General features: G+C 74.2%; 13 protein-coding genes. 5 read left to right on the top strand and 8 right to left on the bottom strand.

The window, feature by feature from the left end:
• The first annotated feature begins 107 nt into the window (after positions 1-107).
• A complete protein-coding gene (locus FB388_RS07655; protein ID WP_142098822.1) occupies positions 108-3,131 on the top strand; it encodes an ATP-binding protein in 3,024 nt (1,007 codons plus the stop codon).
• A gap of 67 nt (positions 3,132-3,198) precedes the next feature.
• On the top strand, positions 3,199-4,569 hold the full coding sequence (locus tag FB388_RS07650) for an FAD-binding oxidoreductase (RefSeq protein ID WP_142098821.1): 1,371 nt from the start codon (positions 3,199-3,201) through the stop codon (positions 4,567-4,569).
• A gap of 75 nt (positions 4,570-4,644) precedes the next feature.
• Here the strand turns inward: FB388_RS07650 and rimM are convergent, their stop codons facing one another.
• The 4 genes from rimM to FB388_RS40260 all read right to left on the bottom strand — a co-directional run bounded on the left by rimM (position 4,645) and on the right by FB388_RS40260 (position 7,242).
• Positions 4,645-5,211 (bottom strand): ribosome maturation factor RimM, encoded by a 567-nt coding sequence (rimM, locus tag FB388_RS07645; protein WP_142102715.1) that lies wholly within the window; start codon positions 5,209-5,211, stop codon positions 4,645-4,647.
• Positions 5,189-5,428: an RNA-binding protein gene (locus FB388_RS07640; RefSeq protein WP_142098818.1), complete on the bottom strand. Its 240-nt coding sequence runs from the start codon at positions 5,426-5,428 to the stop codon at positions 5,189-5,191. The genes rimM and FB388_RS07640 overlap by 23 nt, the downstream gene beginning before the upstream one ends.
• Positions 5,425-5,865 carry a 30S ribosomal protein S16 gene (gene rpsP / locus FB388_RS07635; RefSeq protein ID WP_142098816.1) on the bottom strand — a complete coding sequence of 147 codons (441 nt, stop codon included), beginning with the start codon at positions 5,863-5,865 and terminating at the stop codon, positions 5,425-5,427. The genes FB388_RS07640 and rpsP overlap by 4 nt, the downstream gene beginning before the upstream one ends.
• A gap of 162 nt (positions 5,866-6,027) precedes the next feature.
• On the bottom strand, positions 6,028-7,242 hold the full coding sequence (locus FB388_RS40260) for a CPBP family intramembrane glutamic endopeptidase (protein ID WP_246121720.1): 1,215 nt from the start codon (positions 7,240-7,242) through the stop codon (positions 6,028-6,030).
• Between the two features lie 231 nt (positions 7,243-7,473).
• On the opposite strand from FB388_RS40260, the gene FB388_RS07625 reads away from it, so the two are divergent.
• Positions 7,474-8,217 (top strand): class I SAM-dependent methyltransferase, encoded by a 744-nt coding sequence (locus FB388_RS07625; protein ID WP_142098814.1) that lies wholly within the window; start codon positions 7,474-7,476, stop codon positions 8,215-8,217.
• Between the two features lie 30 nt (positions 8,218-8,247).
• On the opposite strand, the gene FB388_RS07620 is transcribed toward FB388_RS07625, so the two are convergent.
• From FB388_RS07620 to FB388_RS07610, 3 genes are all read right to left on the bottom strand, one after another.
• The gene (locus tag FB388_RS07620; protein WP_211361813.1) at positions 8,248-9,324 is read right to left on the bottom strand and encodes an amidohydrolase family protein; all 1,077 of its coding nucleotides are present in this window, start codon (positions 9,322-9,324) and stop codon (positions 8,248-8,250) included.
• 77 nt (positions 9,325-9,401) lie between these two features.
• Entirely contained in the window at positions 9,402-10,934 is a 1,533-nt protein-coding gene (gene ffh, locus FB388_RS07615) for a signal recognition particle protein (protein WP_142098813.1), read from the bottom strand.
• A 10-nt stretch (positions 10,935-10,944) separates the two neighbouring features.
• The gene (locus FB388_RS07610; protein WP_142098805.1) at positions 10,945-11,763 is read right to left on the bottom strand and encodes a helix-turn-helix transcriptional regulator; all 819 of its coding nucleotides are present in this window, start codon (positions 11,761-11,763) and stop codon (positions 10,945-10,947) included.
• Between the two features lie 103 nt (positions 11,764-11,866).
• Here FB388_RS07610 and FB388_RS07605 point away from each other — a divergent pair, with 103 nt between their 5' ends.
• Positions 11,867-12,619 (top strand): SDR family oxidoreductase, encoded by a 753-nt coding sequence (locus tag FB388_RS07605; protein ID WP_142098803.1) that lies wholly within the window; start codon positions 11,867-11,869, stop codon positions 12,617-12,619.
• Positions 12,620-13,299: 680 nt separating this feature from the next.
• Positions 13,300-14,034: a molybdopterin-dependent oxidoreductase gene (locus FB388_RS07600; protein WP_246121718.1), complete on the top strand. Its 735-nt coding sequence runs from the start codon at positions 13,300-13,302 to the stop codon at positions 14,032-14,034.
• Between the two features lie 37 nt (positions 14,035-14,071).
• Here the strand turns inward: FB388_RS07600 and FB388_RS07595 are convergent, their stop codons facing one another.
• Entirely contained in the window at positions 14,072-14,680 is a 609-nt protein-coding gene (locus FB388_RS07595) for an AAA family ATPase (protein ID WP_170225518.1), read from the bottom strand.
• Positions 14,681-14,687: the final 7 nt, after the last annotated feature.

The following is a 14,687-nucleotide window of genomic DNA, read 5'->3' as shown; positions in this document are numbered from 1 at the left end:
GGAGTGCACTGGACGGCCCACCGTCCTCACCAGCGCGGAGGAACGCCGTGCCGGCTCCGAGCGCGACCCGTCGCCGGGCTCCCACCGGTGCAGGACGCGCGCGCCTGGTGATCCGGTTCCTCGGCGAGGCGACCGCCACCGTCGACGGGCGACCGGTGTCCGAGCTCGCCGCGCCGCGCATGCAGCGGCTGCTCGCGCGGGTGGCGCTCGCGCGGGACGCCGGCGTGCCGCGCGACCGGCTCGCGTGCGAGCTGTGGCCCGGCTCGAGCGCGCCCCAGGCCCGCACCAACCTGCGGAAGCTGCTCCACGACCTCCGGCACGCGCTCCCGGATCCCGGGGGCCTCGTCGACGCCGACGCGCGCGCCGTGCGGTGGCGCGCGGGCCGCTCGGTGTGGCTCGACGTGCTCGCGTTCACCGACGCCACCGGCAACGGGGACCAGGAGGCAGCGGTCCGCTGCTACGGCGGGGACCTGCTCCCGGCCTGCGACGACGACTGGACCGTCGCCGAGCGGGAGCGGCTGCGCCGTCTCGCCGTCGACGCTCTCGCGCGGCTCGCCGGTCGCGCCGCGGCCCGCCGCGACGACCCCGTCGTCGTGGAGCACGCCCGCCGGCTGCTGATGATCGATCCGCTGCACGAACCGGGCTGCCGGTTGCTGATGGAGGCACTGGTCCGCCGCGGCGAGCGCAGTGAGGCGTTGCGCGTCCACGATCGCCTCGCCGCCGGGTTGGCCCGCGACCTCGGGGTCACGCCGGAGCCCGCGACGACCGCGATCGCCCACGGGATCCGCCGGGCGACCCCGGCGTCGCGCGGCGGCCCCGAGCTGGTCGGGCGGGCAGCCGAGTGGCGGGCGGCCCGCGACGTGTGGCGGGAAGCCGTCGGTGGCCGGGCCCGGCTCCTCCTCGTGACCGGGGAGACGGGCATCGGCAAGTCCCGGCTCCTCGAGGAGTTGGCCCGGCGCGTGCTCGCGGACGGCCACGCGGTGGCGTACAGCCGCGCCTACGAGGCCGCCGGCCGCCCACCGTGGGGCCCGGTGGTCGACTGGCTGCGGTCCGATCCGGTGCAGGCCGGCCTCGACACGCTCGGGATCACCTGGCTGGTCGAGCTCGCCCGGCTGCTACCCGAGCTGCGCCTGGTGCACCCGCAGCTGCCGGAGGGCCCGCCCGCCACCGATGTCGGCCGGCGCCACCACCTCCTCGACACCGTCCGCCGTGCGCTCCTCGCGACCGGACGACCGCTGCTGCTCGTCGTCGACGACCTCCAGTGGTGCGACGCCGACACGGTCGAGCTCTGCGGCTACCTCGTCCAGAGCTCGCCGTCGGCACCACTGCTGGTGGCGGCGACGGCCCGCGGGGACGCCGCGGGCGAGGACGCGGTCACGCGGCTGCGCCGGCAACTCGGCCGGACCGGTGCCGTGTCGACGATCGCCCTCGGACCGCTCGATCCGGCATCGACCGCCGAGATGGCGTCCGCGGTCGCCAGGCGTCCGCTCGGACCGGACGCCGCAGCCCGGCTGTGGGCGGAGACCGAGGGCAACCCGCTGTTCGTGGTCGAGGCCGTGCGGGCGGGCTTCGGCACCGACCGGACCGGACCCATCGCGCTCACGCCCACCGTCCACGCCGTGATCACGGCCCGGCTGGAGCGCCTGTCCCCCGAGTCGCGCCGGCTCGCCGAGGTGGCCGCCACGATCGGCCGGGAGTTCACGCCTGCTGTCCTCGCCACCGCGGCCGGCCGGACCGAGGACGACCTCACCGACGACCTCGACGAGCTCTGGCAGCACCACGTCGTCCGCGATCGCGGCGCGGCGTACGACTTCAGCCACGACCGGCTGCGCGACGTGACGCTGCAGATGATCAGCCCCGCCCGCCGCCGCAGGCTGCACCGCTGCGTCGCCGAGGCCATCGAGGCGCACCACGCGGCCGATCTCGGCCCCGTCAGCGCCGGCCTCGCGGCCCACTACGCGAGCGCCGGGCTCGGGTCGCGCGCCGTCGAGGCGTACGAGCGGGCCGCCCGGCACGCCCACCGCGTGTTCGCCCTCGACGACTGCGTGGCCCTGCTGGAACGCGCGCTGTGCCTGCTCGACGACTCGGCGCGCGGTGAGCCGCGCGACGAGGTGGAGCTGCGGCTGCGCTCGGCGCTCGGGGTGCCGCTGGTAGCCCGGCGCGGCTACGGCGCGCCGGAGGTCCTGCGGTGCTACGAGCGTGCGCTCACCCTGCACCGCAAGCTCGGCCGCCGTCCCGGCCCCGCGGTGCTGCGCGGCCTCGCGCTGCACGCGGTGGCCACCCTCCACCTCGACCGGGCCGCGGAACTGGGCCGGGAGCTGCTGGTCTCGGACCGGACCGACCCCACCACCCGCACCGAGGGCGAGTACGTGCTCGGGGTCACCGCGTTCTGGCGGGGCGAGTTCGCCACTGCCGAGCACCACCTCCGCGCCGCCATCGGCTCCTACCGCATCGAGGACGCTCCGCTGCACGTCGCGCGCTACGCCCAGGACCCGCTGGGCGTGTGCCTGTCCCGGCTCGCCCTCACGGAGCTCTTCCGCGGCCGGCCGGACGACGCCTGCACCACCATGCAGGACGCGCTGCGGGTGGCCACGGAGCTCGACGATCCCATGACCACCGGCTACGTCCGCGCCTTCGACGCGATCCTCGCCGCGCTCGAGCCCCGGCGGCGGGACCTCCGCGCCACCGTCGACGCGCTCGATGCCGCAACGCACGAGACGCACCTGGGCTACTTCACGATCGTCGCCCGGTTCCTCCGGGGGTGGCACGAGGTGCTCGACGGCGACCTGCGGGGCGTCGAGGCGATTCGCGAGGCCACCGACCAGCTCCGGGAGGACCAGCCGCTGCACCTGAGCCTCGGGCTCTGCCTGCTGGCCCGCGCCCACCTCAGAGCAGGCGAGGCGCATGCCGGGCGAGCGGTCGTCTCCGAGGCCACGGGGCGCAGCGAGGACACCGGACAGCGCTACCTGGTTCCCGAGCTCCTCCGCGTCGAAGCGGAGCTGTGCGGGCTCGCAGGCGACCGGGCAGGCGCCGCCCGGACCGCCCACCGGGCCGTCGAGGCCGCCGTCGCGCTCGACGCGCCGTGGCTGCACGAGCGCGCCGCCGCCACGGCCGGCCGCCTGGCCCGCTGATCGGGAACGCTGGAGGAACGCTCCCTCGGGCATGGTCTCCGCCTCCACACGAGCACCGGGAGGGACCATGACCACGATCGCCGAGCTTCGCGAGCAGGTACGCGGGCCGGTCGTCGCGCCGGGTGACGACGGCTACGACGAGCACCGACGCGTCCACAACGGCGTCCACGACCGGCGGCCCGCGCTCATCGTCCGAGCCACTTCGACGGCCGACGCCGTCGCGGCCGTCAACCACGCCCGGGAGGCCGGCCTCGACCTCGCGGTACGGGGCGGCGGGCACAGCGCACCGGGGTTCGGCACCTGCGACGGCGGCCTCGTGCTCGACCTGTCGCTGATCAACAACGTGTTCGTGGACCGCGTCAAGAAGACCGCCCGCACCGGTGGCGGCGCCACCTGGGGCGACTTCAACCACGCCACCCACGCCTACGGCCTCGCGACGACCGGCGGCATCATCTCGACGACCGGCGTGAGCGGCCTGACGCTGGGCGGCGGGGTCGGCTACCTCGCGCGCGGCTGCGGCCTGTCCTGCGACAACCTGGTCGGCGCCGAGGTGGTCACCGCCGACGGCCGCATCGTCGTCGCGAGCGAACACGAGAACGAGGACCTGCTCTGGGCCCTGCGGGGCGGCGGCGGGAACTTCGGTGTGGTCACGTCGCTCGAGCTCGCCCTGCACGACGTGGGGACCATCTACGGCGGACCCATGCTGTTCGAGGTCGAGGACGCGCCAGCGGTCATGCGGGCGTACGACGACTACATCCAGGAGGCACCGGAACAGCTCGGGGCGTTCTTCGGGTGGCAGATGGCCCCGCCGCTCCCGTTCATCCCGGAGGACCGCCACGGCGACATGTTCTGCGTGATGGTCACCTGCTGGAGCGGCCGGCCGGAGCAGGGCGAACAGGCGATCAAGCCGTTCCGGGACGTCGCGGAGGTCAAGGCCGAGCACGTCGGCCCGATGCCCTACCCCGCGCTGAACTCGGCGTTCGACGGGCTGTTCTACAAGGGGATGCGGCAGTACTGGAAGGCCGACTTCGTCCGCGACCTGCCCGACGAGGCCATCACGGCACACGCCGAGCACGGGCCGCCGACGCCGAGCCTCACGTCGACGATGCACCTCTACTCCATCAACGGCGCCCCGGCGCGCGTCGGCCCGGAGGAGACGGCGTTCGGCCACCGCGACGCGCGGTACGTGATGGTCATCGGCGCGTTCTACGACACCCCGGCCGAGGACGAGGGCGCCATCCGGTGGGCGCGGGACTACTACGACGCCGTCCACCCCTTCGCGGGGACCGAAGGCGGGTACGTCAACATGCTGTCGGAGGACGAGGGCCGCGTGCCGCAGAACTACGGGCGGAACTACGAGCGGCTGCAGCAGGTCAAGGCCACCTACGACCCGGACAACCTCTTCCACCTCAACCAGAACATCACCCCGGCGCGGTGACGAGCGTCGGACTCGCCCTTCGGGGGGTGAGTCCGACGTTCTGGCACGGCGAGTACCGCGCGCGAGCGCAGCGCATCAGTCGAGGAGGCCCTCTGGCGGGGTGAGGACCAGGCGGCCGGCGGCCAGGTCGACGGTCGGCACGATCGCCAGCACGAACGGCACGAGCGCGTCGTCCTGGTCCGGACGCGCCAGGACGAGCAACTCCCCACCGGGACCGTGCACGACCTCGCGGACCGACCCGACGACGGTGCCGTCCTCCAGCTCGGCGCGAAGGCCTTCCAACTGGTGGACGTGGAACTCCTCGTCGTCGTCCGGCGGCGCGATGGCGTCGGCCGGGACGAGGAGCCGCGTGCCGCGCAACGCCTCGGCGGAGTCGCGGTCGCCGGCCTCGGCGAACCGGACGAGCAGCCGCCCGGAGTGCGGACGGGCCGACTCGACGGTCAGCGTGCCGGCAGGCGCGCCCGGTCGCTGCGCGATGAGCGAGGTCCCGGGCGCGAACCGCTCGTCGGGCGAGTCGGTGTGCAGGTCGACGACGAGCTCGCCGCGCAGGCCATGGGCCCGCACGGCGACCCCGACGAGATACTCGGTGCCACTGCTCGGGCGCTCGGCGCCCCCGGTGCTACCGGTCGGTGTCGACGACATCCACTCGAACGCCCCGGCCACCGACACCGCCGACGACGGTGCGCAGGGCGGTGGCGGTACGGCCGCCGCGGCCGATCACCTTGCCGAGGTCGTCGGGGTGGACCCGGACCTCGAGGGTGCGGCCGCGGCGGGTGGTGACGAGCTCCACCTGCACCTCGTCCGGGTGGTCGACGATCCCCCGGACCAGGTGCTCGAGAGCGTCCGCCAGCACGCTCACGATTCTGCGGGAGCCTCGGAGGAGGCCTCGGCCTCGCCCTTCGCGCGGCGCTCGCTCTTCTTCTTCGGCGTGGTGGCCTCGGTGGTGGGCTCCTCGCCCGCGGCGGCGAGCGCGGCCTGGAAGCGGGCCTGCTTGTCGACCTTCTCCGGCTGCGCCTTGAGGGTGCCCTCGGCGCCCGGCAGGCCCTTGAACTTCTGCCAGTCGCCGGTGACCTCGAGCAGGTGCTGCACCGGCTCGGTCGGCTGCGCGCCGACGCCCAGCCAGTACTGCGCCCGCTCCGAGTCGATCTCGATCAGGCTCGGGTCGTTCTTCGGGTGGTACTTGCCGATGGTCTCGATCGCCCGGCCGCTGCGGCGGGTGCGGGCGTCGGCGACGACGACGCGGTAGTACGGCTGGCGGATCTTGCCCAGCCTCATCAGCTTGATCTTGACGGCCACGCTGGTCGGTGCTCCTCGCGGATCGTGTGCTTCGGGTGAGTCCGCGCGGCTCGCGTGGGGTTACGGGCTGCGCATTACTCGGCGTCTGTGTCCGCGGCACGGTAGAGGGCCAGCCGCAGGACCGATCGGCCATTCTGCCAGATGCGCGCGCATGCCGGGGCGTCAGGTCATGGGGATGACACCGAGCAGCCCCAGCACGAGCACAATCCCCGGCAGCAGGTTGTTTACTTGGTGGGCGACGATGCTCGCCAGCAGCCGGCCGGTGTACAGGCGCGCGATCGCGATCGGGATCGCCACGACGAGCAGCAGCGGCGTGCGGGTGAACTCGAAGTGCGCGATCGCGAAGAGCAGCGTGCTGACCGCGAACGCCACCCAGCGCCCGGCGAGCTTCTCGATCCCGCCCCAGAGCAGGCCCCGGTAGAGGATCTCCTCGCAGGCCGGCGCGATGAACACGACGATGACCAGCACCAATATCGCCAGCGCCGGCCCGGCGCGGATCCCGCCGAACACGTCTCCCACCGCGGAGGTGGCGTCCTCGCCGACGATCGCGACGTAGACGATCGACGCCGGGATCGTGAGCGCGAGCCCGCCGAAGCCGAACGCGAGCCCGAGGCCCACGTCCCGCGACGACCAGACGAGACCCAGGTCGATCCGCGGCCCGTTGCCCCGCACCCGCGTGATCAGCAGGGCGATGCTCGCCGCGAGCATGGTCGGCACCGCGAGGGCGATGACGAGCGTGCCGACCGTCGGAGGCGCATCGCCGATCGCGAAGATGCTGATGAGCCCGGCGACCAGCAGGAACACCGCTTCCGCGAGCAGGTACGCCCCCAGCCCCCACCGGTGGGTGCGGGTGGGCGCCGGCGCGGCCCACGAGGACCGCCGGGCCGGCTGCCGGCCGATCGACGGTGCCGGGTACGGCGCGGTCGGCGGGTACGGCCCCGGGGGGTACGGCTGCCCCGGCGCGGGAGGGGGGCCGGCGGCGTACCCGGGCGGTGGCCCGGGGTAGGCCCATCCCGGGGGCGGCGCGGGTGGCGTCGTGGCCACCCCCACCGGCGATGTCGGACCCTGCTCGAACCGGGCGGTCGCGAAAGGCGGAGGGGGCGGGACGCCGGGCGCTGCGGAGGAGTCCCACCCCGCGGGTTCGGACGGCGGCGCCGCGCCCGATGGGCCGTGGGGCTGCTCGGATGTGCCTCGGCCGCCGCTGTCCTGGCCGGTCACGGGGTCGGGGGCAACCAGTGCTCCGCCGGCGGGGGCGTTGCCGCCCGTGCCGCCGTCGGCCTGGTCCTGCCCGGCGGGACCCGCGGCGGCCTCCGCGTGCCCGGAGTCGGATCCGGACTCCTCCGAGCCTGGCCGACCGTCGCTGTGCACCGCTCCCACGCCCTCGACGCTACCGGCCGAGCGCCTGGGGCGCCGACCGCCGGGCTGCCCCCGGTGGAGACAGCGGCCGGATCGTCACCCGGTCGAGGCCGTTCCACCCTTCTGCGCGAGCCGCATCTCGACGCTGCGGACACGACGCCGACGCACGGTTCGCACGGGTCGCCCGGCCGAAACCGTGCGCGCCCGGGTGTCGCTCACACTGGGCGACCACCACGTGCCATCCTGCGGGACGTGACCGTCTACGACCGGATCGGGCAGGGGTACCGCACGACCAGGAGGCCGGATCCGCGGATCGCCGCTCAGGTGACCTCGGCCTTGTCGGGGATGGCGAGCGTCGCGAACATCGGCGCCGGAGCGGGTTCCTACGAGCCCGCGGCGACGGTCGTGGCGGTCGAACCCAGCACGATCATGATCGAACAGCGCCCGCCTGGCGCGGCTCCCTGCCTGCAGGGTGTCGCCGAGGCGCTGCCGCTGCGCGACGGGAGCGTCGACGCCGCTCTGGCGGTGCTGACCATCCACCACTGGTCGGACGTCGAGGCCGGGGTCGCCGAGCTGCGCCGGGTGGCCCGCCGTCGGATCGCGATCCTCACCTGGGACCAGAACGTGCTCCGGGAGTTCTGGCTGGTGCGCGACTACCTCCCGGCCGCGGCCGCGGTCAGTGCTGGTCACGCGGTGCCCGTCCCGCGCCTCGTCGAGATGCTGCCTGCCGCGCGGGTCGAACCGGTACCGGTGCCGCACGACTGCACGGACGGCTTCGGCGCCGCCTACTGGCGGCGTCCCGAGGCCTACCTCGACCACCGGGTGCGCGCGGGCATCTCGATGCTGGCCCAGGCCGATCCGCGCGCGCTCACCGACGGTTTGTCGGCGCTCGCTGCGGACCTGGAGTCGGGCCGCTGGCACCAGCACCACCGCGGCCTGTCGAACATCGACCGGCTCGATGCCGGCTACCGGCTAGTCGTGAGCGACCTTCCGTAGCACTCCTGGAACCGCCCCGCCGCCGCGCGATCAGGCTCCCGCGCGTACCGGCCGGCCCCGCAGCATGATCAAGGCGGGCTCGTGCAGCACCGAGAGGTCCTGCCTCGGATCGCGCCGGTACACCACGAGGTCGGCGCGGGCGCCCGGCTCCAGGCCCGGACGGCCGAGCCAGTCCCGCGCGGCCCAGCTCGCGGCCCCGAGTGCGTCGGTGGCGGAGAGGCCCGCGCGGTGCAGGGCGATCACCTCGTCGGCGAGGCGGCCGTGGTCGATACCGCCGCCCGCGTCGGTGCCCGCGTACACGGGCACGCCCGCCTCGACGGCGCGGCGCACGGTCTCGTACGCGCCCGCGTGCAGCCGGCGCATGTGGTCGGCGTACGCGGGGTACCTGCTCGCCTGGTCGGCGATCCCCGGGAAGTTCTCGACGTTGATGAGCGTGGGCACCAGGGCGGTGCCGCGCTCGGCCATCTCGGCGATGAGGTCGTCGGTGAGGCCGGTGCCGTGCTCGATGCAGTCGATGCCCGCCCGTACGAGGCCGGGGATCGCGGCGGCGCCGAACACGTGGGCGGTGACCCGCGCCCCGGCCCCGTGGGCCGCGTCGATGGCCGCGGCCAGCACGTCGTCGGACCAGAGCGGGGCGAGGTCGCCGACGCCGCGGTCGATCCAGTCGCCCACGAGCTTCACCCAGCCGTCGCCGGCAGCCGCCTGCTCGGCCACCACGTCGGGCAGCAGCGCGGGGTCGTCCAGCTCCAGGGACATGTTGGGGATGTACCGCTTGGGGCGGGCCAGGTGCCGGCCGGCGCGGATGATCTCCGGCAGGTCGTCCCGCGCCTGCAGCGGTGTGGTGTCGATGGGCGAGCCGCAGTCGCGGATCAGCAGGGTGCCTGCGTCGCGGTCGACGCGCGCCTGGGCGTCGGCCTCCTCCAGATCCACGCCGCCGTTCGGTCCGAGCCCGATGTGGCAGTGGGCGTCGACGAGGCCCGGCACGATGAACCCGCCGTCGACGAGGGTCTCCGCGCCCGCGAGCGGCTCGACCAACCGGCCCGCGGAGTCGACGTGCAGCTCGACGGTGTCCTCGCCGGGCAGCAGCACCCCACGCAGCCGGTACAACGCTCAGCCCCCTCCCTCGCTGCGCTCGGTCAGCGCTTCGCGCAGACGCTGAGCCGATGGTTCGCTCGCAAGCTCGCTCACTTCTCCTTGGGGAACTTGAACTTGCTCGGGTCGAAGCCGGGCGGCAGCTGGTCGAGGCCCGGCGGGAGCTCGCGCAGCGACGGCGGCAGCCCGGACAGGTCCGGCATCCCGCCCCCGCCGAAGGGCAGCCCGCCGCGGGCGGGTGTGGGACCGCGGCCCTTGGCCTTGCCCTTCTTGCCCTTGCGGCCCTTGTTCTGCTTCTTGGTGGCGCTGCGGCTGCCGAAGCCGAACTGCCCGGCCATCTGCTTCATGACCTTGCGGGCCTCGAAGAACCGGTTGACGACGTCGTTGACCTCGCTGACCGTAACCCCGGAGCCGTTGGCGATGCGCAGCCGCCGCGAGCCGTTGATGATCTTCGGGTCGGCCCGCTCGGCCGGCGTCATGCCACGGATGATCGCCTGCAGCCGGTCGAGCTGCTTGTCGTCGACCTGCGCGAGGGCGTCCTTCATCTGCCCTGCGCCGGGCAGCATGCCGAGGATGTTGCCGATCGGGCCCATCTTGCGGACCGCGAGCATCTGCTCGAGGAAGTCCTCGAGGGTGAGCTCGCCGGTGGACATCTTGGCGGCCGCCTGGGCGGTGCGCTCCTGGTCGAACGCCTGCTCGGCCTGCTCGATCAGCGTGAGCAGGTCGCCCATCCCGAGGATGCGGCTGGCCATCCGGTCGGGGTGGAAGACGTCGAAGTCGGCGAGCTTCTCGCCGTTGGACGCGAAGAGGATCGGTTCGCCCGTGACCTCGCGGACCGACAGGGCCGCACCACCGCGGGCGTCGCCGTCGAGCTTGGTGAGCACGACGCCGCTGAAGCCGACACCGTCGCGGAACGCCTCGGCCGTGGCCACCGCGTCCTGACCGATCATGGCGTCGACGACGAACAGGGTCTCGTCGGGAGACACGGCGTCGCGGATGTCCGCGGCCTGCTTCATCAGCTCCTCGTCGACGCCGAGGCGGCCTGCGGTGTCGACGATGACGATGTCGTAGTGCTTCTCGCGGGCGTGCGCGATGCCGCGCCGCGCGACGTCGACGGGGTCGCCGACCCCGTTGCCCGGTTCCGGCGCGAACGTGGTGGCACCGGCCCGCTCACCGACGATCTGCAGCTGGTTGACGGCGTTGGGTCGCTGGAGGTCACAGGCCACGAGCAGCGGCGTGTGCCCCTGGTTCTTCAACCAGTGCGCGAGCTTGCCGGCGAGCGTGGTCTTACCCGAACCCTGGAGGCCGGCGAGCATGATCACGCTCGGCGGCTCCTTGGCCAGCCGGAGGCGCCGCGTCTCGCCGCCGAGGATCGAGACCAGCTCGTCGTTGACGATCTTGACGACCTGCTGGGCCGGGTTCAGCGCACCGGAGACCTCCGCACCCTTCGCCCGCTCCTTGACCCGCGAGATGAAGCCGCGGACCACCGGCAGCGCGACGTCGGCCTCGAGCAGCGCGATGCGGATCTCGCGCGCCGTGGTGTCGATGTCGGCGTCGGAGAGGCGCCCCTTGCCGCGGAGATTGGCGAGGGCGCCGCTGAGGCGCTCGGAGAGGGTGTCGAACACCTCTCCAACCCTACTGGCGTGCCGCGAGCACCTGCAGGGCCGCCAGCGCCTCGCCGGACGGCGAGCCCGGCTCGGCGAAGTAGGTGATCAGCAACTGGCCCGGGGCGCTCGCCACGGCGAAGGTCTCCCAGCGCACGGTCACCTCGCCGACAGCGGGCGACACCAGGCGCTTGGAGCCGGCCGCCTTCCCGCGCACGTCGTGGCGCGCCCACAGCGTGCGGAACTCCGCGCTCTTCACCGAGAGCTCGCCGACCAGCGTGACCAGCCGGGGATCTTCGGGTGCGTCCGCGGCCGACGCCCGCAGCGCGGCGACCGTCTCCGCCGCCACGTCCGACCAGTCCGGGTACAGGTTGCGCGCGGAGGGATCGAGGAACACGTGCCGCACGATGTTGCCGTCGCCGGGGACCTCACCGCAGAGCAGCTCGGCCAGCCGGTTTTGGGCCAGCACGTCCATGCACCGGCCCATGACGAACGCCGGCACGCCGGGCATCGCGTCGAGCAGCCGGACGATCTCCGGCGCCGCCCGCTCCGGTTCGCGGCGGGAGCGGCGCGGCGGCCGCGGCGCGGGGGTGGCGAGCGAGGCGAGGTAGGCGGTGGACTCCTCGTCGAGCTCGAGCACGCGGGCGAGCGCCTCCACCACCTGCGCCGACGGGTGCCGGTCGCGGCCGCGCTCCAGGCGCAGGTAGTACTCGGCGCTGATGCCGGCGAGCATCGCGACCTCCTCGCGCCGCAGTCCGGGCACGCGCCGCCGCCCGACCGGGAGCCCGTGGTCCTCGGGCCGCGTCAGCTCGCGGCGGGCCCGGAGGAACTCGCCCAAGAGGTTCGCCATGCTCTCCACGGTAAGCCGCCCCGCGGAACGAGGGGTGGCCCCGTCACTACCCCCTTTCGCACGGTCTCCCCTCCCCCCGCTCGCCGCTCTCAAGCTCGGTGCCATGACCGAGAACAGCTACAACCTGACCGGACGCGTCGCCGTCGTCACCGGGGCCAGCAGCGGGATCGGCGCCGCCACCGCCCGGGCCCTCGCAGCGGGCGGGGCGCGCGTCGCGCTGCTCGCCCGGCGCGTCGACCGCATCGAGGCCCTCGCGAAGGAGATCGACGGCATCGCCGTGCCCGCCGACGTCACCGGTGCGGCGAGCCTCGCCCGCGCGGCGGCCACGGTCCGCGCCGAGCTCGGCCGGCCTGACCTCGTCGTCGCCAACGCCGGTGTCATGAACGGCGCCCCGTTCGCGACCGCCGAGCCCGCCGAGTGGTCGGCGATGGTGGACACGAACGTCACGGGCCTGCTGAACACCGGCAAGGCGTTCGTCGACGACCTCGTCGCTGCCGCCGCCGACGGCAGGGCCGCCGACCTCGTGCACGTCGGCTCGATCGCGAGCCACGAGGTCTTCCCCGGCTATGCCGTCTACAGCGCCACGAAGGCGGGCGTCGCCGCGCTGACGCGCGGGCTGCGGCTCGAGCTCGGGCCGCGCGGGGTGCGCGTGCGCGCCGTCGAGCCGGGGATCACCGAGAGCGAGCTCGGCGAGACGATGCTCGACGCCGAGGGCCGCGCGACCCTCGAGGACATCCGGCAGCAGGTCGGACCGATCCCGGCGAGCGACGTCGCGGAGGTGATCGCGTGGTCGGCCGCAGCGCCGGCCCGGCTCAACGTTGCGCAGCTGATCGTGCTGCCGACGGCACAGGGCTAGCCGCCTCGGGCGCGGGGCCGGTGTCGAGGCGCAGGCCCCCGCGCGCGGCCGCCCGATTGAGCACGGTGACGCTGCGCCACCCGGGCGGAGGGTTGCCGACCAGCTCGGCCGCGGTGTGCTCGGCCTGCGGGCGTGGGCGCAGAACGAGGCCTCCGACACGACCCGGCCGCGCTCGTACTGAGCGCGCCGGGCCTCGGCCGCGTCGGCCCGCAGCCACAACAGGTGCGCCTCTCGCCCCGTGGCGGCGGCGAGGCGGGCAGCGCGGCGCGGGTGCTCGGCTGCGTCGCGGGCAGGTGGACGACGACCGTGGGGGTGGCCGAGAGGCCGCCGCGACCACGGCCGTGCGGTGCATCAGGTGCACGACCGGCCGCTGCACGGCGTACGGCACGCCGCGTGCGATCAGTCGCAGCGCCGCGCGGTACACCTGGGAGTCGAGCACGTGAGCCCCTCGGCAGCCGGCAGGCTCGCCAGCGGGGGGACTGTCGCGCTCCTTGCGGGCCAGCTCCTCGCAGCTGCAGCCCGCCGTAGCCCGATCTCATCATTTCGGTGGAGCGGTGGACGACCTCAGGGCGACGCCGTCCGCTGGCTCGGCGCGCAGCCTGGTGCACATGCCACCCGTGGACACGCAGCCCGAGGCCAGCACGTCACGCGCCTGGTGGCGCAGCCCTTCGGCGTGGGGCGTGCTGCTCGCGGTCGGTGTCTTGCACGCGCGCCGGGCACCGGGCCGCCCCGCATCGTCTCGGCGCGGCACGCTGCCGCCCGGACAGCGACTGGTGGACGGCTTTCCCCGCTTCGGCACGCACGGGTCCAACCCACCGCCTGTGGTCCCGCCGACCCCCACCATCGACGTCACCGGTGCCATCCAGACCCCGCTCACCGTCGCGCTGACCGACCTCGACGATCTCCCGCCGGTCGACCAAGTCTCCGACTTCCACTGCGTCGCGGGCTGGTCGGCCACCGGGCTGCGCTGGGAGGGCGTCTCCTTCGCCACCTTCTACGGCTCCCTGATCGAGCCCCGGCTGGCGCCCGGAACGACCGTCACGCATCTCGTCTTCCGCGGGTTGGACGGCTTCGCGTCGGTCGTCCAGCTCGAAGACGCGCTGGCCGCGGACGTGCTGATCGCCACCCGACTCGACGGGCAGCCGCTCAGCGGTGCACATGGTGCGCCGGTCCGGCTGGTGAGCCCCGCACAGTACGGGTACATCAACACGAAGCATCTGTGTGCGATCGAAGTTCATTCGAGCGAGCCGCGTCTCGAGCACCCGCTCAGCCGGTTCCAGCTGATCGCGTCGCACCCGCGTGCCCGGGTGTGGATGGAGGAACGGCACCCGACGTACCCGATCGCCGTCATCGGGCCGATCTATCGCGCCGTCGGCCGTGTCGGGCTGTGGCTGATCGCCCGCCGCGCGCGCTGAGCGTCGATCACGTGGTCAGCGGCCGCGCCGTCCCGCGTCAACGTGGCACAGCTGATCGTGCTGCCGACCACCGAACAGGAATGACCGGTGCGGGCCCGGTGTCCAGCCGCAGTCCCCCGCGTGCGGCCTCCCGGTCGAGCACGGTGACGCTCCGCCAGCCGGGCGGCGGGTCGCCGAGCAGCTCCGCCGCGGTGCGCTCGGCCCGCCGCGCATGGGCGCAGAACGACGCCTCCTGTACCACGCGGCCGCGCGCGTACTGCCCGCGGCGCGCCTCGGCGGCATCGGCCTTCAGCCACAGCAGGTGCGCATCGCGCCGGGTGAGCGCGGCGAGGCGGGCCACAGCGGCGCGGATGCCGGGCTGCGTGGCCGGCAGGTGGACGACGACGGTCGGGGTGGCCGACAAGGCGGCCCCGACCACCGCCGTGCGGTGCAACAGGTGCACCACCGGCCGCTGCCACGCGTAGGGCACACCGCTGATGAGCCGGCGCAGCACGGCCCGCTGCGCCTCCGAGTCGAGTACGGTGAGCCCCTCGGCGGCCGGCAGGCTCGACAGCAGCGTGGACTTGCCCGCCCCCGGCATTCCGGCCACGAGCAGCAACGTTCGCCCCGGCAGCGCGAGCCGCACCGGCCGTGTCGCGGTGGTCACGCATTGT

The organism is Pseudonocardia cypriaca, assembly GCF_006717045.1.
In the GTDB taxonomy this organism is placed as follows: Bacteria; Actinomycetota; Actinomycetes; order Mycobacteriales; family Pseudonocardiaceae; genus Pseudonocardia; species Pseudonocardia cypriaca.
Note: the sequence above shows the minus strand (reverse complement) of the source record. Positions and strands in the feature narration are given on the sequence as shown.

What these genes read in the sequence shown, in the direction of transcription:
- FB388_RS07605 (WP_142098803.1), top strand. Translation starts at nt 11,867, where the DNA reads ATGACCGAGAACAGCTACAACCTGACCGGACGCGTCGCCGTCGTCACC.
- FB388_RS07610 (WP_142098805.1), bottom strand. Translation starts at nt 11,763, where the DNA reads ATGGCGAACCTCTTGGGCGAGTTCCTCCGGGCCCGCCGCGAGCTGACG.
- FB388_RS07650 (WP_142098821.1), top strand. Translation starts at nt 3,199, where the DNA reads ATGACCACGATCGCCGAGCTTCGCGAGCAGGTACGCGGGCCGGTCGTC.
- rimM (WP_142102715.1), bottom strand. Translation starts at nt 5,211, where the DNA reads ATGTCGTCGACACCGACCGGTAGCACCGGGGGCGCCGAGCGCCCGAGC.